Origin of the sequence: Pseudomonas sp. BNK-45 (assembly GCF_047456255.1) — a bacterium.
In the GTDB taxonomy this organism is placed as follows: Bacteria; Pseudomonadota; Gammaproteobacteria; order Pseudomonadales; family Pseudomonadaceae; genus Aquipseudomonas.
Genome location: NZ_CP179909.1, coordinates 2,141,982 through 2,163,906, shown reverse-complemented (window position 1 = coordinate 2,163,906; position 21,925 = coordinate 2,141,982). Strand labels below are relative to the sequence as shown.

General features: G+C 59.1%; 23 protein-coding genes. 10 read left to right on the top strand and 13 right to left on the bottom strand.

Annotated elements, in window-relative coordinates; all coding sequences use genetic code 11:
• Positions 1-133: 133 nt before the first annotated feature.
• Genes ACMGG8_RS10100 through ACMGG8_RS10085 form a run of 4 tightly spaced genes read right to left on the bottom strand, consistent with a single transcriptional unit; the run spans position 134 to position 3,284 of the window.
• Positions 134-2,053 carry an AAA family ATPase gene (locus tag ACMGG8_RS10100; RefSeq protein ID WP_414159533.1) on the bottom strand — a complete coding sequence of 640 codons (1,920 nt, stop codon included), beginning with the start codon at positions 2,051-2,053 and terminating at the stop codon, positions 134-136.
• Positions 2,040-2,540, bottom strand: coding sequence for an ABC-three component system middle component 5 (locus ACMGG8_RS10095; protein WP_414159532.1), 501 nt, complete (start codon positions 2,538-2,540; stop codon positions 2,040-2,042). Before ACMGG8_RS10095 ends, ACMGG8_RS10100 begins: the two co-directional genes overlap by 14 nt.
• The gene (locus tag ACMGG8_RS10090; protein ID WP_414159531.1) at positions 2,515-3,099 is read right to left on the bottom strand and encodes an ABC-three component system protein; all 585 of its coding nucleotides are present in this window, start codon (positions 3,097-3,099) and stop codon (positions 2,515-2,517) included. The genes ACMGG8_RS10095 and ACMGG8_RS10090 overlap by 26 nt, the downstream gene beginning before the upstream one ends.
• Positions 3,100-3,104: 5 nt before the next feature.
• Entirely contained in the window at positions 3,105-3,284 is a 180-nt protein-coding gene (locus ACMGG8_RS10085; protein WP_414159530.1) for a hypothetical protein, read from the bottom strand.
• A 1,006-nt stretch (positions 3,285-4,290) separates the two neighbouring features.
• Here ACMGG8_RS10085 and ACMGG8_RS10080 point away from each other — a divergent pair.
• The gene (locus ACMGG8_RS10080; protein ID WP_250329598.1) at positions 4,291-5,007 is read left to right on the top strand and encodes a hypothetical protein; all 717 of its coding nucleotides are present in this window, start codon (positions 4,291-4,293) and stop codon (positions 5,005-5,007) included.
• 193 nt (positions 5,008-5,200) lie between these two features.
• Here ACMGG8_RS10080 and ACMGG8_RS10075 read toward each other — a convergent pair whose 3' ends face one another.
• Positions 5,201-5,665, bottom strand: coding sequence for a hypothetical protein (locus ACMGG8_RS10075; RefSeq protein WP_129406513.1), 465 nt, complete (start codon positions 5,663-5,665; stop codon positions 5,201-5,203).
• Between the two features lie 381 nt (positions 5,666-6,046).
• Between ACMGG8_RS10075 and ppk2 the strand changes: the two genes are divergently transcribed.
• Positions 6,047-6,943 (top strand): polyphosphate kinase 2, encoded by an 897-nt coding sequence (ppk2, locus tag ACMGG8_RS10070; protein WP_162492860.1) that lies wholly within the window; start codon positions 6,047-6,049, stop codon positions 6,941-6,943.
• Positions 6,944-7,039: 96 nt separating this feature from the next.
• On the opposite strand, the gene ACMGG8_RS10065 is transcribed toward ppk2, so the two are convergent.
• Both ACMGG8_RS10065 and ACMGG8_RS10060 read right to left on the bottom strand, forming a co-directional pair.
• A complete protein-coding gene (locus ACMGG8_RS10065) occupies positions 7,040-7,939 on the bottom strand; it encodes a DMT family transporter (protein WP_414159529.1) in 900 nt (299 codons plus the stop codon).
• A gap of 49 nt (positions 7,940-7,988) precedes the next feature.
• On the bottom strand, positions 7,989-8,615 hold the full coding sequence (locus ACMGG8_RS10060; RefSeq protein ID WP_414159528.1) for a glutathione S-transferase family protein: 627 nt from the start codon (positions 8,613-8,615) through the stop codon (positions 7,989-7,991).
• A gap of 80 nt (positions 8,616-8,695) precedes the next feature.
• Between ACMGG8_RS10060 and ACMGG8_RS10055 the strand changes: the two genes are divergently transcribed.
• Entirely contained in the window at positions 8,696-9,538 is an 843-nt protein-coding gene (locus ACMGG8_RS10055; protein ID WP_414159527.1) for an AraC family ligand binding domain-containing protein, read from the top strand.
• 51 nt (positions 9,539-9,589) lie between these two features.
• Positions 9,590-10,318: a hypothetical protein gene (locus ACMGG8_RS10050; protein ID WP_016968352.1), complete on the top strand. Its 729-nt coding sequence runs from the start codon at positions 9,590-9,592 to the stop codon at positions 10,316-10,318.
• A 99-nt stretch (positions 10,319-10,417) separates the two neighbouring features.
• Here ACMGG8_RS10050 and ACMGG8_RS10045 read toward each other — a convergent pair whose 3' ends face one another.
• Positions 10,418-11,758, bottom strand: a complete 1,341-nt coding sequence (locus ACMGG8_RS10045; protein WP_414159526.1) for a sensor histidine kinase — start codon at positions 11,756-11,758, stop codon at positions 10,418-10,420.
• On the bottom strand, positions 11,755-12,465 hold the full coding sequence (locus ACMGG8_RS10040) for a response regulator (protein ID WP_060840896.1): 711 nt from the start codon (positions 12,463-12,465) through the stop codon (positions 11,755-11,757). Before ACMGG8_RS10040 ends, ACMGG8_RS10045 begins: the two co-directional genes overlap by 4 nt.
• A 218-nt stretch (positions 12,466-12,683) precedes the next feature.
• On the opposite strand from ACMGG8_RS10040, the gene ACMGG8_RS10035 reads away from it, so the two are divergent.
• Positions 12,684-12,956 (top strand): hypothetical protein, encoded by a 273-nt coding sequence (locus ACMGG8_RS10035; protein ID WP_232513178.1) that lies wholly within the window; start codon positions 12,684-12,686, stop codon positions 12,954-12,956.
• Between the two features lie 170 nt (positions 12,957-13,126).
• Here ACMGG8_RS10035 and ACMGG8_RS10030 read toward each other — a convergent pair whose 3' ends face one another.
• The gene (locus ACMGG8_RS10030) at positions 13,127-13,405 is read right to left on the bottom strand and encodes a DUF3077 domain-containing protein (RefSeq protein ID WP_414159525.1); all 279 of its coding nucleotides are present in this window, start codon (positions 13,403-13,405) and stop codon (positions 13,127-13,129) included.
• 510 nt (positions 13,406-13,915) lie between these two features.
• Here ACMGG8_RS10030 and ACMGG8_RS10025 point away from each other — a divergent pair.
• From ACMGG8_RS10025 to ACMGG8_RS10015, 3 genes are all read left to right on the top strand, one after another.
• Complete coding sequence (locus ACMGG8_RS10025) at positions 13,916-15,844, top strand: alkaline phosphatase D family protein (protein WP_414159524.1); 1,929 nt, start codon at positions 13,916-13,918, stop codon at positions 15,842-15,844.
• A 37-nt stretch (positions 15,845-15,881) separates the two neighbouring features.
• The gene (locus ACMGG8_RS10020; protein WP_414159523.1) at positions 15,882-16,349 is read left to right on the top strand and encodes a hypothetical protein; all 468 of its coding nucleotides are present in this window, start codon (positions 15,882-15,884) and stop codon (positions 16,347-16,349) included.
• A gap of 75 nt (positions 16,350-16,424) precedes the next feature.
• Positions 16,425-16,787 (top strand): hypothetical protein, encoded by a 363-nt coding sequence (locus tag ACMGG8_RS10015; protein WP_173664420.1) that lies wholly within the window; start codon positions 16,425-16,427, stop codon positions 16,785-16,787.
• A 9-nt stretch (positions 16,788-16,796) separates the two neighbouring features.
• Here ACMGG8_RS10015 and ACMGG8_RS10010 read toward each other — a convergent pair whose 3' ends face one another.
• From ACMGG8_RS10010 to ACMGG8_RS10000, 3 genes are all read right to left on the bottom strand, one after another.
• Positions 16,797-17,366, bottom strand: a complete 570-nt coding sequence (locus ACMGG8_RS10010) for a hypothetical protein (RefSeq protein WP_060840903.1) — start codon at positions 17,364-17,366, stop codon at positions 16,797-16,799.
• A 205-nt stretch (positions 17,367-17,571) separates the two neighbouring features.
• Positions 17,572-19,620, bottom strand: coding sequence for a c-type cytochrome (locus ACMGG8_RS10005; protein WP_108545257.1), 2,049 nt, complete (start codon positions 19,618-19,620; stop codon positions 17,572-17,574).
• A 214-nt stretch (positions 19,621-19,834) separates the two neighbouring features.
• Positions 19,835-20,500, bottom strand: coding sequence for an ArsR/SmtB family transcription factor (locus tag ACMGG8_RS10000; protein ID WP_235759692.1), 666 nt, complete (start codon positions 20,498-20,500; stop codon positions 19,835-19,837).
• A gap of 109 nt (positions 20,501-20,609) precedes the next feature.
• On the opposite strand from ACMGG8_RS10000, the gene ACMGG8_RS09995 reads away from it, so the two are divergent.
• Both ACMGG8_RS09995 and ACMGG8_RS09990 read left to right on the top strand, forming a co-directional pair.
• Positions 20,610-21,119 carry a DUF2938 domain-containing protein gene (locus tag ACMGG8_RS09995; RefSeq protein WP_060840906.1) on the top strand — a complete coding sequence of 170 codons (510 nt, stop codon included), beginning with the start codon at positions 20,610-20,612 and terminating at the stop codon, positions 21,117-21,119.
• Between the two features lie 42 nt (positions 21,120-21,161).
• Positions 21,162-21,680, top strand: coding sequence for a hypothetical protein (locus ACMGG8_RS09990; protein WP_414159522.1), 519 nt, complete (start codon positions 21,162-21,164; stop codon positions 21,678-21,680).
• Positions 21,681-21,925: the final 245 nt, after the last annotated feature.

The window sequence follows — 21,925 nt, the reverse complement described above, 5'->3', positions numbered from 1 at the left end:
AGCCATATGCACTAGCTAATCATCTGCTTTTGGCCGGAACCCGATGAGAAAACAGTTCTCGGCCAAAAGCTTTCATTCTAAATCTGCAACACAATACAATGTCCAACCAGTGTGACAGCTGAATAACAGTAGCTCATTTGAAATTCTGTTTGATCTCTAGAGAGCGATTCTGAGGATTAAAGAAGCGAGATACAACCATGCCACTAGACTCGAGATCAGGATGAATTTCAGACGTAGCGAATATCACTTGGTAATCCTTTGTATATCTACTACATTCTCTTACGATTAAATTCTGCAAATTATGACTCCTATTTTGCTCCATACCACCGTCGTCGATACCATCTAACATCAGGAAGCGAGGGACTCGCATAAATTCCAACTCAATGCTAGTTGTTAGTAGCGCCAGATGAAAAATATGCCGCAAAACCACAGTTGAGCTTTCTGAAAAATTTCTTGAGTCGTTAACATAAACTGAGTTTTCTTCGAAATCGTAACGAACTTTGTTAGCATTCATAAACTCTGGCTGTAGCGGGAGATCTTCCTTCAACAATCTGATCATGTGCTTTTCGATTGCTTTAGAAACCTCGATCTTCCTACTTGCCTGAGCCGCTTCCAGAGATTCAACGTCATTTTCTAGCTTGGCGAGTTCACTTGCTAAAACATCTCGCTGCTGTTGAAGTTCTTGTATCACTGCGAAGAGCTTCTGCTTTTCATAGGCTTGCTGAATCTCTTGATCTAGCACTCCTAAATCGCGACCTCCTTTTTCCAAAACTGCTTCGATGTCGGAAGACCAAGTCATGGCAGAAAGCTTATACTCTTTTTCTAGCTTTCTAATTTCTTGGGTTGCGAGCGGGATATCTTTTCTCAGCTGAGCTGCTTCCTCTTCTCTTAACTCCAAGAGCATTCTTGACTCTTTGATCTGAATGCTGAGCTCGTTTCTCATTCTCAAAAGTTGCGAATCCCCAGCACCGTCAATCTGTGATTTGCAAAGCTGACATGAGTGATCAGCCATATCAGGTTTAATCTCAGAAAGGCAGCCAGGGCAGAATTGAAATGAAATGGCACCCAAGTACTGTCTTGTCACTTTCGACTCATCGAGGCTCTCTAACCTAGACTCCAGCTCCCTTATGAAGACCCTCGAATCAGCCACTTCCAAGTCTAATGCCGCAAGTGCGTCTTTTAGCGTTGTCTCATAACGCTTAGCGCTATTTAATCGAGTCCGTAGCGCGTCACTCAATTTCGATATATCTTTTGACTCTTTTGCGGTCAGAGACCTATCAGTTTTTACTTTGTTAATATACTCAATTAAAGCCTCTCTTTTCGCCTCCAGCTCTGAAATCCCACTTCGGGACGCTTCTATGTCCGGAGTCTGCCCTGACTGACCAAGAACCTTAAAGATTCCACGCAGCTCGGCGACTTTCTTATCAAGAGACTTGTTTATCTCTCTAATTCTCAGCTGAGCAGTATAAAGCTCGTCGTTATATACCCCACATAAATATCCGCCGACTGTGTCTCGCGTAAGCGCACTGTCAAAGTTATCCATGCGAAAAATAGGACTATGCACCGAAGGCTGATCAGCATAAAGAACACGCAACAACTGATGCATTGTTAAATTTGCAGCTCCATGCCCCTGAGCTTGCGGCAGGTCTAAAGCTGCAAAAATCGCTTGAGAAAAACTAATCTTGAGTTCTGATCGCTTAAAAGGATAGCGTTCCCAAAGATCTGGCCCAGCTTTAATAGCATCTTCCACAGCGCCCCAGAAAATTGAAATCGGTCGCTGAGGCTCGTTACTAACTTCACGTAACAGGGTGACCGCCTCTCCATTCAAATGTAGCTCAACCATGACTGAAGAGCATTCAAGCGCGTGGGGTTTCCAGCGGATATTTTCTGCACCCATTGAATAAGCCAGCATATCCATAATGGTAGTCTTACCAGAGGTATTGCGCCCTCGGATAATATTTATTCCAATATGGAAAATGCAATCGAAAGCGCGATGTCCGCCTTGAAGGACGATCAATCGGGTAATTTTAATCGTTGGCTTAAGGAAGGTCATATCGATGCTCTAATAGCTCAGAACGATGCTTCAGACCATTGACTCCACGTAGGGGAATGGTTGACAGTTCTTTTGTGAGAAAGTCCATTAACTCTGCTTTTTCTAAAATATAATTTTTAATATTATTTTTAAGAGTGGCGGGGATATCATTTTCGTTGGCGCGCTGCAGAACACCTTGCTCATAGGATTTAACATCTACAATCCCAAGCGCAGCGATACTTCTAAGCGCTGCATATTGTATTTGAGCCATGTCTCGGAAAGCTGATTTTGGATTGAGTGGGTTGCGATAGGCATTAGTGTGAGCCTTGGCTAAACGTCGGCCATTGGATCCACTTGGAAGACGGATATCACTTATGGCAGAAGGAAAAACCTGGTAAAAATCTAATAATCTAGCCTTATCTACTTCCAACTCAGGAATAGACTCAAGAAGCGCGAGCATCCTAAATACGCAGTGATATGCGTCAAACGCCGGGTGATAGATCAGCATCCTTATCCCACCTTATATGGCAATTCCCTGCCAGAAAGAATAGCAGCCCGAGCAAATCTTTCACCGTAAACTCCATGAAATTCTCACCAAGCATGGACTTTATTGCTTGCAATGCACGACTAATACTCATATCTACCGCTTGGCGATCTCCCCCTCCTTCAATAACCGGGGTGACAGTCAGAACGTAAATAGTATGAAGTTCATCAAGTAGTATCGTATATACCCGCTGCGCAGTTCTAGAAGATTGAAACTTCAATATAAGCTTAAATGCCGATTCTTTTTCTTTCAATGCAAATCGCAGCATATCTAATCGGTTGCTTTCCCGCAGTTTTTCTTCAAGACCACGCACATCCCCTTCAGTCGGAGTGGCCATATAGTGTTGCAGCTTGCGGGAAAAAGTGTTGTCAGAAGGCTCTCCTATGCCATCGACTTTCATTTTTCCATAAAGAATCGCCAACTCTTCAATGGACTCGTTATTTATTATTGTAATTTCGGTATTGTTAACATCACGCCCAGCCATACTGCCGCCGACGTGATTTGATGACTGATTAGAAAACACTTAAGTCACGCTTTGTTGTTTTTGTGAATATCACCACCAGCCATATCTCCTCCGACGGTATTGCCCCGTTGAGTGATGACTGTCTTTCTTGAATTGTTCGTTGAACGATTGGAAATTACTACTTTAAGCGTCCATCCAGCGCCTAGCCCAGCAATGAATGTCAAGGCATGTGTAAGATATTCCATTATCGATCCCTCGCTGATTTTGAAGCGTAATTTTAGGAAAACGGTCGCCAGCGTAGCCTATGGCCATCATCGAGTCTACCGCAGGAAATGTGTAGCCCGTGGCTGGGTGCACGCTATATTTTCTATCTCAGCCCTCCTTTGGCCTTGCGAGCTCTACCGGTCAAATTATCCAAGTTTTTTGTTTATAGTCCGTCAGTGCCGCTAGTTTATCCAGGAACGTTTTATACACATTCGCGGCACGATTTAACCAAGCTAATGCGGCTCCTCTGACCGTAAGTCCCCTCCAGGAAGGATGTATGGGTCGACAGCAGACCGAGGCGAACCGCATTCATCGGAACCGTTGGCGCGATGCGTCTCAATTTAGGAATGCTCGGGCTAAAAGCGTTACACAGTTCACTATCGTTACACCGCACACTCTGTGCGATACAAAACGGTGTGACCTTAATTTTATATAATAAAATCAATAACCTACCAATAACCGTCACACCTGAAACACCAGTTACACGTCTTTTTAGGTATCCGCCCCGCCCCCCCATCGACAATGAGAACCAACAGCGAAGAAATTCCACCAGGAGCCGGGGGACCCTGAGCAAATGAGACACATACGGGGTCGGAAACCCGCGGGACTTTGGTAGCGGGAGAACTCCCAGCTTAGTGAACAGGTGAACTCGGTGAACTGCCTGTTCACCTGTGCATTTGCCCTACGAATTGACCGCTCAGAGATCACCGTTACCGTTCCGGTAACGATGCCCCTTTTTCTTCAAGATCCTTTCAATTTCAACGTTTGAATTTCAGTAAGCTGGAGCACATTCCGCTACCAAAGTCCCGCGGGTTTCCGACCCCGTGTCTTGTGAATATCATCAGGGTCCCCAGCGCCTTTCTGGCTGCAACCGTGGAAACCGATATGGCCTGTTCGACCTTCAATAGCTCGACGATCCAGTAATGCTGATTCACTAGCGACAGCTCAACTACAATTGCCGACTGCCATCTAATGGAGAGAGTCCAATTGCCTTCGTTCATAGTCGAAGATTCGTTTGAGGTACGTCTGCGCCATGCAATATCGGTCGCTTGGAAAGTCTTCGCAAGGAAGGTGGGTGGCGAGCTCATTCCTATCAACAAAGAAGCATCGATGCAGCTTCAATACGCGTATTTATTGAAGCAACTGCTCCCACTGATCCTGCACAGCCCGGATGAGACAGCAGACATTGAGCTGGAAACCGGAGTGCGGCTACCTGGTGGCTCCAGCAACATCGACATATTAGTCACCGGAGTCTCAGCGAAAGGCAGCATCAGGATCGCTATCGAGATGAAATGCTATCGCAACATCAGTTCCTCTGGAGGCCCTCGCGGGGCTCGAGATATTTTTCAGAAGGACGTGTACGAGGATCTGCAAATTCTTGAGCATTACATCGACGCCGGTGTCGCAAACCGGGGCGTAGCACTTGTGATGAATGACATGCCGTCGATCACTGAGCCAAAGGTGAAAAAAGGAAAGTACTGGGCGTATGACATTTCACATGGTTTTACCTTCCCAGGCGGGACTATTAGCATTCCTATCGGAGGGAAAAAGGTCCGCCTGACGTTGAAGCACTCTTACTCGTTCGAGTGGTCAAAATTCGGCAAGATTTGGTTTACCGAGATCGAGGGCATAGCTCGTTCAGATGCAGATCGAGATTTAAGCGGTGCCAATTCGGAATCGGCTGGTATTAAAATAGACGCCTAGCAGGTGCAGTAGAGATCAACGTGTATCCCTATCTGTATCCCTAACTGTAAAATCCGCCCGCAAGCCACGGATTATATAGACCGCTCGAGTCTCCCTCGGGGCACCAAGTACATATCTCAAGACGTTGCTCAATACGTCTTGAACCCAAAGAAACCGGCCACCTGAGCCGGTTTTTTTGTGCATGGCCGAATCCTCACTGGATCTGAATCGGCCCCTTGGCACCGGTATCGGTATCCATCCAGATGTCTTCGTTCTGCCGCCGCCGATCGCCTTGAATGGTGAAGAGCAGCGTGCCCTGACGAAATTGCAGGGCGCCATCCGTGCGTTTGGCTTTGACCTGTTTGCCATTGACCCACACCCGCTCCCTGGTATCGATACGGATCGTGGCGACCGTCGCGCCGGATGGGCTTTTCGCCGTCCATTGCCCGACATAAGGCGTCGGTGCCTTCAGGCTGTCAGCGCTTGCCGGGGCGTCGGGGTCAGCAAATCCGGCCTTGGCGTTCTCGGCTTTGCTTTTGTGGATGTCACAGCCCTGAAGCTCGGTCACCTGAGTGCAGCCCGATTGCTCAAGTTGCTGGCGATACTTTTCGTTGATGGCATACGCCGGCGACTGGGCAACCAGCAAAATAGCCAGTGCTGGCCAAACGATCGGGTTCATGGTGGCCTCTCTTCTGATCTGCGCCTGACTGCACGATAGCCGCCATATGCCCTGATGCGTCCTTGAATACGCTAGAAAAATCTGAAATTCATTACAGACTTTTCGTTGTAACAAATTTGATCGAGATCAACGGCCCCGAGCCCCCCAGCCCTAAAAATGACCGGAGGACATTGAACGCAACTACAGGCCCCTCCCATGAGTGAAGAATCCACCGCCCTGCCCCTGCCTCCCGCCCCAGTGCAAAAGGCCCCGGCCAGCACCGCCAGCACCAAGGCCGCTCCACGCAAAGCCGCCACGCCACGCCCACGCCGGCCACGGACCACCAAGGCCGCCCCGGTGAAAGTCGCCGAGGCCGAAATCAGCGCCATCAGCCAGAAGCCCATGGCCCTGCAAGTGGCCAGCGCGCCGCGCGGTTCCAATGAAGACAGCGTGTCCGCCGCACTGCCGGGCAACTACCCCTATCGCAACCGCATGCGCCGCGCCGAGTACGAAAAGGCCAAGAGCGAGCTGCAGATCGAGCTGCTCAAGGTGCAGAGCTGGGTCAAGGAAACCGGACAGCGCATCGTGGTGCTGTTCGAAGGGCGTGACGCGGCGGGCAAGGGCGGCACCATCAAGCGCTTCATGGAGCACCTCAACCCCCGTGGTGCGCGGATCGTGGCCCTGGAAAAGCCCTCGGAACAGGAAAAGGGCCAGTGGTATTTCCAGCGCTATATCCAGCACCTGCCCACCGCCGGGGAAATGGTCTTCTTCGACCGCTCCTGGTACAACCGCGCCGGGGTCGAGCGGGTGATGGAGTTCTGCTCGCCCCTGCAATACCTGGAGTTCATGCGCCAGACTCCGGAGCTGGAACGCATGCTGTGCAACAGCGGCATCCTGATGTTCAAGTTCTGGTTCTCGGTGAACCGCGAAGAACAATTGCGCCGCTTCATCTCGCGCCGGGACGACCCGCTCAAGCACTGGAAGCTCTCGCCCATCGACATCAAGTCCCTGGACAAGTGGGACGAATACACCGCCGCCAAGCAGGCGATGTTCTTCCACACCGACACCGCCGATGCACCGTGGACAGTGATCAAGTCCGACGACAAGAAGCGCGCGCGGATCAACTGCATCCGCCATTTCCTGCATGAGCTGGACTACCCGGGCAAGGACCTGAAAGTCGCCCACGCCCCCGATCCGTTGCTGGTGGGTCGGGCCTCGCGGGTACTGGAAGAGGATGAGCGCACCCAGGCCCAGGCCGCGGCGGATGCCGGTGCTACGCGTCTGGCCCTGTCAGCCTGAATGACCGGCAAAAAAAACTGCGCACAGACAGGCGGGTCCGGGCGCAGTAAAAATCCAGCACGACGCTGAATCGGAACGCGGCATCAGATCGGGGCCTCAGGCGGCCTCGGTCACCGGTGTCACCTTGACCGGCGGTTTGATCGAACCGATGTACACGGCAAAGATCGTCAGCAACGCACCGGCGATCTGCAGCGCCGAGCTGGCCTTGCCGAGAAACGCCACATCGACGAAATAGGTAATCACCGGTTCCAGCAGCAGGATCAGCCCTGCCAATCCCAGGCTGATGGCGCCGATGGAGCGGTTGACCAACAGCCAGCCCACGAACTGCACCATCACCCCATAGATGATCAGCATCACTAAAGTCTGCCCGTCGACGATGGCCAGGCTTTCCCCCATGGCCAGGGCATACACCAGCAACACCAGCGCGGCCCACAGGCTCAGGTTGAGCATCTGCGCGATCTTGTCGCCACCGCCGTCAGGCAACTGGGTGTTGACCTTGAGGAAATACACACAGACGGCGTAAGCCAGGCCCGACAGCACGCCATACACCACGCCCTTGATGCCCAGGGCACTGCTCATTTCCGGCAGCAACAACAGGTACAGGCCGACAAACGCCAGGCTGATGGAGATCAGGAAGTAGAGCGACGGCTTTTCCTTGAGCAGATAAAGGCCCAGCAGGGTCATGAAGAACACCTGGCAGTTGGTCAGAATCGAGCCGATACCCGGGCCGACGATGTAGATGCTCTGGTGCCAGAGCACCAGGTCGATGGCCAGGAATACCCCGGCCAGGGCCGTATACAACCGGGCCCTGGCACTCTTGAGCAGCACCGGGATGCGGCGCACCTTGAGCAGCAGGAAGAACAGGATCGAGGCGAACAGCATGCGGTAGAACCCCGCCCCGCCCGCGCCGATATGGGCAAAGGCCACTGCCAGGGCCGACAGGCTGAGCATCAGCCCTCCCAGGGTCAGCTCCACTAACGCTCTATTGCTCGACATAGATCCCCCCACCGCGATTGACCTTGTTGTTGCCTTGCACGCCGGACATTCAAGTTTCCTGCATCGCCAGTTTCAGCCACAGCAACACCGGAGGGTGCAGCAACACCGCATCGGCGTAGGGCTTCAGATCCTCGGGAATGGCGATGCCATAGCGCATGAAGCGCAACAGCACCGGCGCGAACATGGCATCCACCACCCCAAAGGTTCCGCACAGGAACGCCTCGGACCGGCTCCGGGCCAGCAACTGGCGCCAGATCGAAAACACCCGCTGTATCTCGGCCTCGGCCGCCAGGCTCAACGCCTGGGCAGGCTCGTCGCGGTTGACCCCGAATGGCAGTTGGGTGCGCAACTGAATGAAACCGGCATGCATTTCGGCGCAGGCCGAGCGCGCCAGTGCCTTGAGTCCGGCATCCGCAGGCCATAGCTGAGCCTGGGGCCAGTGTTCAGCAACGTATTCACAGATCGCCAGGCTGTCGTTGATCGACAGGTCGTCCCGCAACAGTACCGGCACCTTGCCCGACGCTGAATAGGCAAGGATTCGCTCGCCGGTCTGCGGCGCCTCCAACTTGATCTGGATGACCTCAAAAGGCACATCCGCAGTGACCAGGACCAACCAGGCCCGCAATGACCAGGAGGACTTCTTGTAGTCGCCGATCACCAGTTTCATCACACTCATCGCGTCTAGCTCGCAGGATTCAAGGAGTGGTAAATTTAGCGGCCGGCAATCACTGCGTATTGCACAAAACTGGACATGGAATGGATGCCCACCAGAACCAACCCCCGCCACCGCCAGGGGATTTCTCCCGCTTCTGGCGCATTCCGGAAGGTGACTGCGAGCTGCTGGCGGCCCGCTACAGTCGGCAGTCGTTTGGCCGTCACAGCCATGACCGCTATGCCCTAGGCGTCATCAGCGGCGGCGTGGAAAAACTCTTCTATCGCGGCAGCCACCACCTGGCGACCCAGGGCTGCTTGGTGACCATCAGCCCCGGCGAAATCCACGACGGAGTCCAGGCCTGCGACCAGGGCTGGGTCTATCGCATGCTGTACATCGACCCGCAGTGGCTGAACCAGGCGGTCTTCGGTAACCGCTTCGGCAGCGAACACATCCACCTGTTCCGCGAAGTGCTGGGCAAAGATCCGGCGTTCGCGCGATGGTTCCTGGCGCAGCATCAACTGATCGAACAGGCCGACAGCCCCCTTGAGCGCGAAACCATCCTGCTGGAACTGCTGGAGCAGCTGTTCCAGAGAAACGGGGTGCGCCTGTCGACCCGCGATGCCAATGAGCGGGTGGCGGTGCAGCGTATCCGCCAGCGCCTGGACGAGCACTGCGAGCAGAACATCCCCCTGGAACAACTGGCAGCCCAGGTGAACCTGGAACCGCTGTACATGATCCGGGTGTTCAAGAACAGCCTGGGCATCTCGCCCCACAGCTACCAGATCCAACGCCGCATCGCCCGGGTCCAGCACCTGTTGCGCAGCGGCGCAAGCATCACCGAGGCCTCGTTTCACTGTGGATTCTTCGATCAAAGCCACATGACCCGGGCCTTCAAGAAAGTCGTCGGTGTCACCCCCGGTCACTTTCGCCATCGCCACACCTGACCCCAGTGCCGCTTGCCCCGAGCACCGGCCCATTCCTCAAAGGATTGCTCCATGCCCACAGTTGCCGCCCCGAACCTGACCCAACTACCTGAAGGCGCCATCGCCTACCCCGACGCCCGCGAGCTGTTCGTCGCCGACCAGCAGGAGCTGGCCGAACACCTGCTACCGCTGCTGTCCTTCGACGCCAGCCTGATCAATCCCGAGTGGTCCGGCCGCCTGCATCTGCTGAGCCCTATCGAGCCCGACGAGGGGCTGGTGGGCGAATTGACCGACGATTACGAATTCGGCAGCGAGCTGCTGAAAACCAACTGGATCGGCTTCAAGATCGAGAACGGCCGCTATCGCCTGTGCGGCAGTCCACGCTATTTCTTCCTCCACGGCGACAACGCCGAGTTGCCCGAATCCCGGCGTAACCAGCGCGCCAACCTGCAACACCACTACCGCAAGCAGCACGCCGCCTACCTCACCGCGCGCCAGCGCCATCAGGAACTGGGCTACCTGACCTGGCCCAAGAACGACAAGGAGCGCCTGACCTATATCGAGGAAATGGGCGGTGTGGCCGAGGGCTACGGCAACTGGGTGGAAACCGTGGAGTTCCCCATGGACGTCGAAGAGTCGGACGACAGCTGCAATATCTGGCCCCTGAGCCCGGCGGGCCGGCGCTTTCAGCACGTGCTCAGCGTGCCGGCCTACCACTACGGCATCAGCGGCGCCGACCGGGTGGTGATGCTCTACGAACCGGTGGAAGGCCTGGTGCTGTTCAGCTTCGACTGGTCCTGAGCCGCAACGGATCACTGAGCCCAGGCCGGGATCGGCCGGCCAGGGCGCTCGAAGGGCTTCGCAAGGCCCTTCGGGGCTTGTCGCAGGCTGCGCCAGCGGCTACAGCGGCAATTCCACCCGCGCTTCCAACCCACCGCCTTCACGATTGAACAGGCGCAACTCGCCGCCATGCTCACGCACGATGGCCCGCGCCGCCGACAGCCCCAGGCCCACGCCACCGGTACTCTTGTTGCGCGAACTCTCCAGCCGGTAGAACGGCGCAAATACCTGCTCCAAGGCCTCGGGCGGGATTCCCGGGCCACGGTCCAGCACCCGCACCCGCAATTGATCGGCGCCCTGCTCCAGCACGATGGCCGGCTCGCCCCCGTACTTGATCGCGTTATCCAGCAGGTTGGTCATCACCCGCTTGAGCCCCAGGGGCCGGCCGCAATACACCAGGCGCGGCGGGCCGCTGAAAACGATCGGGATCGACTGGTCGCGATAATCGTCCACCAGGGTCTGCAGCAGCTCGGCCAGATCGAAATGGGTGGCCTGTTCCAACCGCGCATCGTCGCGAAAGAACTCCAGGGCCGAATTGATCATCGCCTGCATCTCGTCCACATCACGAAACAGGCGCTGCTGCTGGTCGGCATCTTCGATGAACTCGCCGCGCAGGCGCATGCGGGTCAGCGGTGTGCGCAGGTCATGGGAGATGGCCGCGAGCATCTGGGTGCGGTCCTTGATGAAGTGCTGCAACTGCGCCTGCATGGCGTTGAAGGCGAGAATCGCCTGACGGATCTCGTGGGGCCCCACCGGCTCGATGGGCGGCGCGCGAAAGTCCACGGCAAAGCGCCGCGCCCCCTGGGCGAACTGCTGCAGCGGCTTGGCCAGGCGGCGGGTGGCGATCAAGGCCACAAGGCCAGTGGAGATCAGCACCAGGGCGATCACGATCAGATTGCGCGTGCCCTCCTCCAGGCCCCAACTGCGCGACGCCGAGGAAAACATCACCCAACTCTGATCAGTCAGTTGCACCAGCAGCGCGTAGCGCCCATCCGGGCCCGGCCAGTCACTGGGCTGGTAGGCCTCGATATGTCGCTGGGGCGGTTGCAGCATGGCGCGGATGCCTTCCGAGCCGACCCGATACTCCGGGTCGTCCAGCTCAGGCAGGGCAAAGCCCTGGCGCGTCGGCTGCCAGCGGATACTCAGGTGATCACTGCTGACCGCCGCCGCCAGTTGCGGGCGCTGGCCCGGCTCCGAGGCCTCGATCATGCGCACGATGGCCGCGGACTTTTCCAGCAACCCGGTTTCCGCCAGCGGCGGATAGGCCCAGACCCCGGCCAGTTGCACGAATAGCGCATTGAAGGCCAGGGCGGTGAGCATGGCCATGATGATGGTCAAGGCGATCCAGCGCGCCACGGTGTCCCGCAGCCGATAGCGCCACAACGGCTTGATCAGCTTCACTGGCGAGTCACGCTGGGGGTGAACAGATAACCGCCGTTGCGCACGGTGCGAATCATCGCCGGGCGCTTGGTGTCGAACTCCAGCTTGCGCCGCAGGCGGCTGACCTGGACATCGATGCTGCGATCAAAAGCGTCATGGGCCTGACCCCGGGCCAGGTCCAGCAACTGCTCGCGGGTGAGGATGCGTTGCGGATGCTCGACAAACACCAGCAGCAGGTCGAACTCCCCCGCCGACAGCGGAATCATCACCTGATCCGGCGAGCGCAGCTCACGGCGGGTCAGGTCCAGCTGCCAGTCGGCGAACTTGATCAACGGCCGCGGCACCTCGCCGCTCACCGGCCGGCTTTCCCCGGCCCGGCGCAGCACCGCCCGCACCCGGGCCAACAGCTCACGGGCATCGAAGGGCTTGCTCAGGTAATCGTCGGCGCCCATCTCCAGGCCCACCACCCGATCGCTCAACTCGCCCATGGCGGTGAGCATGATCACCGGCGTGGCATGCAACTGGCGCAGGCGCTGGCACAGGGTCAGGCCGTTGTCGCCGGGGAGCATCAGGTCGAGGATGATCAGGTCCGGCACCTCGCGCTCCAGCGCCGCCCATAGCGACGCGCCATCGGTGGCCACCGCCACCTGATAACCCTGTTGGACAAAGAATTTCTTCAGCAGCGCGAGGACTTCAATGTCGTCGTCCACGATCAAGAGACGGCTCACCGGCGGAGATCACTTCAAGTCGGAATGAGCCGTTATCTAAAACCATTCGCCGTCCGGCGTCATTTATTTCAACGCCGTAACAAACCTTCAGCGACGCAATAAAGCAGACATCTTTGCGCAAGGTTCAGCTGCCAGCATCGGCCTCCCCTTGCTGGAGAACCCTGACCATGCGCCTGATCAACCCCGCCCCGGCCCCTCTCGTCGCGAAGGAGCTGTCCATGCCCACCTCCGATCAACACGCCCTGATGCTGCTGCAACGGGTGACCAGACTCGATGACGCCAGCCTGCATTGCCGTGAAGTCAGCCTGGGCCTGTCCGAAGACCAGCACTACCTGGTGCTGACCCGCTACAGCGAGCACTACAGCCCTGAAGGCATGGAATGGGTCGAACGCAAGCACCGGGTGTCGGTGACCGAGCTGCTGCGCTGGGTGATCGAACAGGGTCAGCCGCAGAGCATTGAACGCGGTGAAACGCACAAAGCCTCGGCCTGAGGCCTGTAGGAGCGAGCTTGCTCGCGATGGACGTCAACGATAACGCGCGTTCACAGGGAAGAATGCGGCGCTCTCAGCATCATCGCGAGCAAGCTCGCTCCTACAGAATTTCAGGCGGGGAGCGACTCACCTCCGGGCTCCCCTCCTGCACAGACCTTCAGAGCTTCACCTCAACCGGCGCGCAGCCCTTCCCCGGCCGCCGGCCAGCTTCCCAGGCACAAATCATCGACAATCGCCTTGCCCATCTCGCTGAAATAATGAGCGGCCCAGGCATAGCGGTCGTCCCGCTCCAGCGCCGCGTCCCGAGCCAGATGCTTGGCGTGGAACAGCAATTGCGACACCTGCTCCAGGGCTTCGCGCAGCGGCACGTCCGGGTTGACCCGGAACAGCGAATGCTGGGCTTCGCCACTGGCGGCGAAAGTGACATGGCCGAGGGTCTTGATGGTCATTGCGCACCTCCGGCGTGGGCCTGGGTGCGAGGGGTGGTGGGGGGAAGATACTGAGTCGAAACGTCCATGGAACTCACTCCTATTTGAAGTGCTGCCACGTTCGTTTCCAGGCGAAAGGGTGGCAGCTGTGCGCAGGCTGGAAACCGGGACAATAGGAAACCCGGCAGGCCCGAAGACCTCCCGCGCACAGCCGCCATAAAAAGAAATGCGTGCGCAAAAAAGCGCCAGCAGTCTAATGCATGGTGGCGCCTGTGCGCCTATTGTTTCCTCGGATTTCCAGGCCCGGTCGCTGAATTGGCAGCGACAGTCCAAGCCTAGCGAGATACCCGAAGTGTTCAACCAAGGCTTTGGCGCGAGATGTTTCGTGAGCATGAAGGTTCACGCTGCGAGCCAGCGCCCATAAATAATCGGATACAAAAGCCTTGCCGCCGCCCCCACAGCCGACGTTTCTTCGACATCGGCTGCGCTACCATTGCGCCCCCTTTGCAACCGCCAGAGACCCCGCTGCAGATGCCACTGACTACGCCCGCCCCAGCCCTGCCCCCCGTTCTTGCCGGCCCGCTGCTGCGCCGCCTGGAGCCAACGCGGCTGGTGCTGTGGCTGGTGGGTTCAAGGGCGTTGCCGCTGACCCTGCGCCTGCAACCCACGGGCGGCCCGGCCCTGGAACTGGCCCTCGATCAGCAGCAATGCCAGGTCATCCCCGTCGGGCGCCAGGCCTTTATCCATCTGATCGATGTGCCCCTGGACGACGCCCTGCCCCAGGACGTGACGATTGCCTATGACCTCTTGGTCAACGACGCCGAGGACGGCGCCCGATCCATTGCCGACTGGGCGCCGCACCTGCTGTATGGCGATGCCAGGACTCCGGAGTTCGTGCTCCACAGCCGCATCGACAACCTGCTCCACGGCTCCTGCCGCAAGCCCCATCACCCGTCCACTGATGGCCTGCTCTGCGTCGATCGCCTGCTGGCGCAACAGCCCGAGCCCGCACAGCGCCCCGCCTTGTTGATGATGAGCGGCGACCAGGTGTACGCCGACGATGTGGCCGGCCCCATGTTGCGGGCAGTTCACGCCCTGATCGAGCGCCTCGGGCTGTTCGATGAAGAGTTGGAGGGCGCGGTGGTGGCCGACAGCCAGGCGCTGTACCGCCATGGCGCCAGCTACTACCAGCGGGCCGAACTGCTCCCGGCCCTCAAAAGCAATGAAACCCTGCGCGAGCGGTTTTTCGGCGGGGTGAAAAAGCCGATCTTCACCAGCAGCAATGCCGACAACCACCTGGTGACCTTCGCCGAGGTGCTGGCCATGTACCTGCTGGTGTGGTCACCGGTGCCCTGGACCCTGATCGCGCCACAGCCACCGCAACTGACGCCGGAACAGCAAACGCGCTACACCCGGGAACAGCGGCGCATCGATGATTTTGTCCAGGGCCTGGAGGGTGCCGCTCGGGTTTTCGCCCATCTGTCGTGCCTGATGATCTTCGACGACCACGACATCACCGACGACTGGAATCTCAGCGCCCAGTGGGAAGAAACCGCCTACGGTCATCCCTTCTCCAAACGCATCATCGGCAACGCCCTGCTGGCGTACATGCTGTGCCAAGGCTGGGGCAACAACCCGGACGCCTTCGTGCCACTGCTGGAACAGACCCGCGCCTTGAGCACCACGCCACAAGGCCCGAAACACCTGCTGCAACGTCAGGCCCAGGACGATTTGATCGACCAGTTGCTGCACTTTGCGCAGTGGCAGTACGTCTTGCCCAGCACCCCGGCCCTGGTGGTGCTGGACACCCGCACCCGGCGCTGGCGCAGCGAGTCCAACCTGGGCCAGCCCTCGGGCCTGCTGGACTGGGAGGCCCTGTGCGAACTGCAACACGAACTGCTGGATCACCCCTCGGCGATCATCGTTTCACCGGCGCCGATCTTCGGGGTCAAGCTGATCGAGACGGTGCAGAAAGTCTTCAGTTGGTGCGGTTACCCGCTGCTGGTGGACGCGGAAAACTGGATGGCCCATCGCGGTTCGGCCCAGGTGATCCTCAACATCTTCCGCCACTCGCGTACCCCGGGCAGCTACGTGATTCTCTCCGGCGATGTGCACTATTCCTTCGTCTACGAAGTGCTGATCCGTCACCGCCAGGGCGGCCCGCGCATCTGGCAGATCACCAGCAGCGGCATCAAAAACGAATTCCCCGCCGCCCTGCTGGAATGGTTCGACCGCCTCAACCGCTGGCTCTACTCACCGCGCTCGCCGTTGAACTGGTTCACCAAGCGCCGGCGGATGAAGGTGATACCCCACGTGCCCGAGCATGCCGAAGCCGGGGAGCGGCTGTGGAATTCGTCGGGGATCGGCCAGGTGTTTTTCAATCAGCAGGGCCAGCCGGTGACCATCCTCCAGCACAATGCCAATGGCGCAGCGCCGACACGAATGATCGCGCCAAGATAGAATCCGCTGTCGCCGGCCACCAGGAAGGACCCGCCCGATGGAAAAACAACCGTTGTATCGCAAGGTCAACACCCGGACCCGGGGCGTGGGGCACAAGAACTCACCGTCCTACGCCAAACAGCGTCACAGCAAGGCCCTCCTGGCCAGGGAACAGCAACGCGGCAGCATGCACTCCGACAAGCGCCTGGGGCTGGATTACACGCCGTTGTTCCGTTTTCTGCTCAGCCGGGTCGGCCAGCAGTGGGATGGGGTGTTCAGCGAAGCGAAAGGCCGGCTGGATCGGGAAGAACCGATTTTCTGGTTGGTGGCCCTGCATGAGCACGAACAACAGGATTACGTGGGCCTCAGCGGTTGCGCCTATTTCAGCGGTCTGTACGTCGATACCCAGGGCCTGCTGCAGAAGGTCAATCCCCAGCTGAGCGCAGCCACCATGAGCCCCAATTGCCCTTGCTGCACTCACACCTTGAACGGGGTTCCCTTCGGCCGCCCCTATCGTCGCTGGTGAGCCCGTCGCAGCGCGCCTCATGCGGCGCGCAGATTGCCTCAGATCGATTGCCAAAGCCCCAGGAAGGAGCGCTCCGTGTCATCAGCAATCACCCCGCAACAGCGGGACGATATTCGCTACGTACTGTCGGACGCCTTTGTCGATAACGAGGTGGACTACGCCTATATTGCCCGCGAAACCCAGGCGTATGACCGGGCCGAGGTGGAGCGCATTCTCTACGAAGAGGTGGCGCCGGTCTGCTACACCAACCTGATGGCGGTGATCCCGGAAATCTGGCTGTGCTTCGCGCGCGAATCCTTGCTGGAGGCGATCGAGGAAAGCCTGGCGCTACGGCGTCGCAGCCGCTGGCAGGCGTTTCGCGTGCGCTTGTTCATCCGTTGGATCCGCTTTCGCGGGGCCTACATCTGGGAAGAGATCTGCAAGCACTACGCCCCCTAGCTTCACGCCCTATTGGGTTTTGGCGCTGCACAGATCGGTGGGGCGCAAAACCACCAGGTCCGGCAGCGCTTCGCCACGCTCATCGATCTTGCGCAGCCTCGCGGTGCACATCTGGTCCTGGAGAAACTCCATCTGATAGGTCGCGCCGGCCTCGGGCACGAAGGTCACGCTTTGTTCGCAGACAAAGCGGTAGTCCTTATCCATCCCCGGTTCCGTGTTGTAGAACATGAAGGCGAACGGACGATTGGCCGGGATCTTCAGCTCGTTGGCGCCAAAGCCTTCCTGACGGCGCATGCGGTCGGTGGCGGCGGTCATGGGGATGCCCAGGTTGCGGAAGTTGGGGTGGGCAATGCCGCGATGGGGCCGAACCATCAGCCCCGACGCGGGCTTGCTCCAGTCAATGCAATCGCTGTAGGGCACGCCACGCACCAGCCCTTGGGCGACGATGCGGATCAGCGCGGTTTCACCGGCATCGGCCGGCACCCGGTAACTCACGGTGGTGGCTTTGAGCTCGGAAACAAAGGCACAACCACCAAGCCCCAGGGACAGGGTCAGCAACAGGATCGAGCGAAGCCGCATGATTCATCCTTGATGGGAACGCCCGCGCAGGCGGCGGGCAAAGGATGGCGATCTTACTCCGGCGCCACTGTGCCGCCACAGACTTTTCTGCGATTTCGGCAGCGGCAGTCGAAGCCCTCCGCGGCCCCCGAAGAGCACGATCTCTTGAGGGCCGCGGAGGGCTTTTTCGCAGCCTGCGACAGCGGCTACAAAGCCGTTGCGATGGTCAGTAGCGGGCGTCCGCCGGACGGCCGCCGTTGGGCCAGTCCTTGACCTTGTCCGGGAAGTCCGGACGCGGTTGGTGGGAGAAGTACTCGGCCACGTCCAGGGCCTCCTGGTCCGACAGGCCGCCCTGGCCCAGGGGGAATTTCTCGTGGAAGCCGATGGGCATGTTGCGTTTGACGAAGGCCGCGGCGGTGTAGGTGCGGGCCATGCCGGCACCGATGTTGAAGGATTGATCGCCCCACAGCGGCGGGAAGATCAGGCTGCCGTCGGCCCGTTTCAGGCCTTCGCCATCAGCGCCATGGCACACCGCGCATTGCTTGGCATAGACCTGCTTGCCGTTGTCGGCGTTGGGCTTGAGGGCCGGGTCGATCTTGCCGACACCGCGCCCGGCCACCTTGTCTTCGGGTCGGGTGTTCATTTTCATCCATTCGAAATAAGCCACCATGGCTTGCATGTCGGCACCGTTCACCGGCAGCGGCTTGCCGTGCATGGAACGGCGGAAGCAGCCGTTGATGCGCTCCTCCAGGGTGATGGTCTTGCCCGCCCGCGGCGCGTAGCCGGGGAAGAACGCCGAGACACCGACAAAGGGTGAACCGTCGGCCACGGTGCCGGCGTTGAGGTGGCAACTGGTGCAGTTCAGCGAGTTGCCGACGTTGTCCGGCAGCAGAGCCTTGGTTTCCAGGTGCAGGCGCATGCCGCGCACCACTTGCTCGGCATTCGGTGCCGCCAGCAGATTGGCCAGGCGCGGGGTTTCGAACAAGGTGTTTTCCACCTGAGGGCTCAGTTGCGCACGCATCTTTTTCACTTGCTCGGCGCTGATGGCCGAGCCGTTGTTGCCCCAGCTGCTGCGGATGAAACTGAGGATTTCGGCAATCTCGCCATCCGCCAGCTGGGCGAACCCGGGCATGGTGTAGACCCGCGGATGAGCGGCGGTCTGCGCGGTCTGCCAGCCGGTCAGGGTGATGTGCAGCAAGGAGGTCGGATTGGCCGAGGCGACACTGGGGTTGCCCGCCAGGGACGGGAACATCTGCGGCACGCCGGCGCCGTCCTGGCGGTGGCAGTCGGAACAGAACTGCGCGTAGCCCAGGCCACCGCGAGAGGTGAACAGGTTGCTCGGCGGGGCCGCCGGAGTCAGGGCCACCGAAGGCATGGGCAGATCGTCTTTACCGGCCGGCAGGGACTTGAGGTAGGCGGCAATGGCGGTCAGGTCGGCGTCGGTGAAGTGCTGGGTGCTGTGATGGATCACGTCGGCCATGTTGCCGGACACCGTGGCGAAGCGGTTCTGCCCGGTCTTGAGCAGTTGCACTGTGTCTTCCACGGTCCACAGGTTGCGCAGGCTCAGGGCCCGCCACTCTTCCACCGTCTCACCGGCCAGGTAGTGCTGGCCGCCGGACTCGGTGTCGCTCATGGCCTTCTCCTGGAAGGCAATGCCCCGTGGCGTATGGCAGGAACCGCAGTGGCCCAGGCCCTGGACCAGGTAGGCGCCGCGATTGAGTTGCTCGTCCTTGGCCGGATCGGGCTTGAACGGCTGCTTGTCGACGAAGGCCAGGTTCCAGAACCACAGGCCCCAGCGCTGGTTGAAGGGGAAGCCCATGTCGGCTTCCAGGTTGACCTGGGCCACCGGCTCCACACCGTGCATCAGGTAGGCGTAAAGGGCGCGCATGTCCTCTTCGGTCATCTTGGCGTAGGACGGGTATGGCATGGCCGGGTACAGATGGCTGCCGTCAGGGGTAACGCCTTCGCGCATGGCGCGATCGAATGCTTCGAAGCTGTAGCGGCCGATACCGGTGTCTTTATCCGGGGTGATGTTGCTGGAGTAGATGGTGCCCATGGGCGTCTTCAGCTCCAGGCCACCGGCCATGGTGGCGCCGCCCTTGGCGGTGTGGCAGGCAATGCAATCGCCCAGTTGGGCCACGTACTGGCCACGCTGGATCAACTCGGAGTCGGGGGTGGAAAGCGCCGCTGCCGGGGTCGGCTCGCTGGCATGCAAAAGAGGTACGCAGAGCAGCGCGGCGCCCAGCAGGGACAGGCGCGACAGAGAAAAAGCCATCAGGTTATTCCTTTAAAATCCGCCTGGGGTGGTCCCCTCGGCCGATATCCACAAAGGTTCTTATTGGTTATCCCGGCCCTCAGGATGCGGGCCCGGGGCTCGATACCTTGTGGGTCCGAGCCTGTTGCCCTTGTAGCGGATTTTTCTGAAAACCCTGTTGATATGGATCATTGCGCCCTAGGCAATGTCCTGTATGCCGGCCCAGGTGGCGCTTTTACTCGCTGGTTTCCACCCCCAGTCCCGCCGCTTGCCAATCGGTGAATCCCTGCTCCAGACGCCGCACCTTGAAGCCCTTGGCCCGCAGCAGGGCTGCGGCATTGTGTGACAGCACGCAGTAGGGGCCACGGCAATACGCTACACACTCCTGATCAGCAGCCAATTCGGCCAGACGCTGCTCCAGCTCCTCCAGCGGGATGTTGATTGCCCCGGGCAAATGCCCTTGAGCGAACTCCTCCGGCGAACGCACGTCCAGCAGGGTCATGCCGCCTTCCTGCAAGCGTTGACGCAGTTCCTCACGGGATATGCCCTCCAGTTGCATCGGTTGCTGCTCACTGTCGGCCAGCAGTTGGCGAATCTGCCCATGGTTGTAATCGACGTACTGACGCAAGGCGCCCAGCAGACTGGCCAGCGGCCCCTGGCTGAGGCTGTAGAGCACCCGCTTGCCATCGCGCCGGGTCTGCACGAAACCGCCACGCCGCAACTGCTGCAGATGCTGGGAGGTGTTGGCCACCGACAGGCCCGAGGCCTCCACCAGACGCTCCACCGGCAGCTCGCCGCGAGCAATGTGCTCCAACAGGATCAGCCGGTGATGGTGGCCGAGAATGCGCGCCAGCTCAGCCATCTCGACCAGGGGATGCTGGGGGGAAATCGAATCGCTCATTGACAGCTCCTGCTGCTTTATTGATCATTCAATCACTTAATTGAATGAAAACTTATCACGCCCGCGCACAAGGCTGAAGCACAGCCCGTCGCACTTCAAGGAGTCCGTAATGCATGAGTTCGTCGCGTTGATCTCACAGGCGCTGCTGTTGGGCATCGGCGCCACCTTGATCCTTGATCTTTGGACGCTGTTTCTGGCGCGGGCGCTGAACATGCCTGGCGCCAACTGGGCGATGGTCGGCCGCTGGATCGGGCATTTTCCTCGTGGGCGCTTCGTGCATCCAAGCATCGCCCAAGCCGCTGCGGTCCCCGGGGAGCATGCACTGGGCTGGCTGGCGCACTACCTGATCGGCGTCGGCTTTGCCGCCCTGTTGCTGCTGATCTGCGGCCTGGAGTGGGCGCGACAGCCGACCCTGGCACCGGCCCTGATCATCGGTGTCTTGACGGTGGCTGCGCCGTTCTTGCTGATGCAACCGGGCATGGGCGCCGGAATCGCGGCGAGCAAGACGCCCAAGCCGAATGTGGCCCGGCTGCGCAGCCTGATGGCGCATGCGGTGTTCGGGCTGGGCTTGTATGGGGCGGGGATGTTCTGGGCGTGGGTGTTGGGGCAGACTGCGTGACCTCGGCCCCGCAAGGCCAAGCATGCCCAGAGTGATAGAGCGATGAAACCGCCTGTATGCGAGCTGTGCCACAACGATTTTTCCTCAGAGATGCAGCATGCCGGAAGTGGCGGCGCCATGGTGCAGTTCGCCGATTACCGTCCACTGGGCGAAGGGTGCGCAGGACACCCTCATGGCTACGAGTGGTTCTGCGATGAACACCTGGCCAATGCCCAGGCCCTGGCTTCGCTGAGCTACAGCGATGCCATGACAGTGCTGACCCGGCAATATGCTCCGTTTGCGGACTACCCGCCCCTCGCCTCCAGTGATCCAGCGCTCTGGATCACCGAGGTGGGGCCCAACCCCGCGAAAGTCTTCGCGCTGATCAGGCAAGCCATGGGCGTCAGTCCCAGCGTGGCCAGGGACTTGCTGGCCGGCGGCCCCTTCAAGGTGAGCCAAGCCTGGCCGCAACAGTTCAGGGTCTGGCAGGAGGCCCTGATTCAAGCGGGTACCCAGGTTGAAATACGCTATCCCTCGTCCAAATCCGCCTGGGTCGAGAAAGCCGACGCAGATAACGACTGATCCTGCTCCCCCATGCCGCCTGCACTCACAGGGGCTTCCTCACACCCGCGATCCCAGTCTGCTCCACGGAAACAATGGCCGTATGTCTACCCGTGTCCTACGCCGAGACTGACGTCTACGCTGGGCTCTGAAGGACTGGCCGGACCCGCGCTGAAGATCCTGGGCACTTGTGCCTAGGAATGGAATCAGAGCCATTTGTAACCTGATCATCGCCCGGCTTGTTTTCAGCCCCCCTCCGGAAGCTC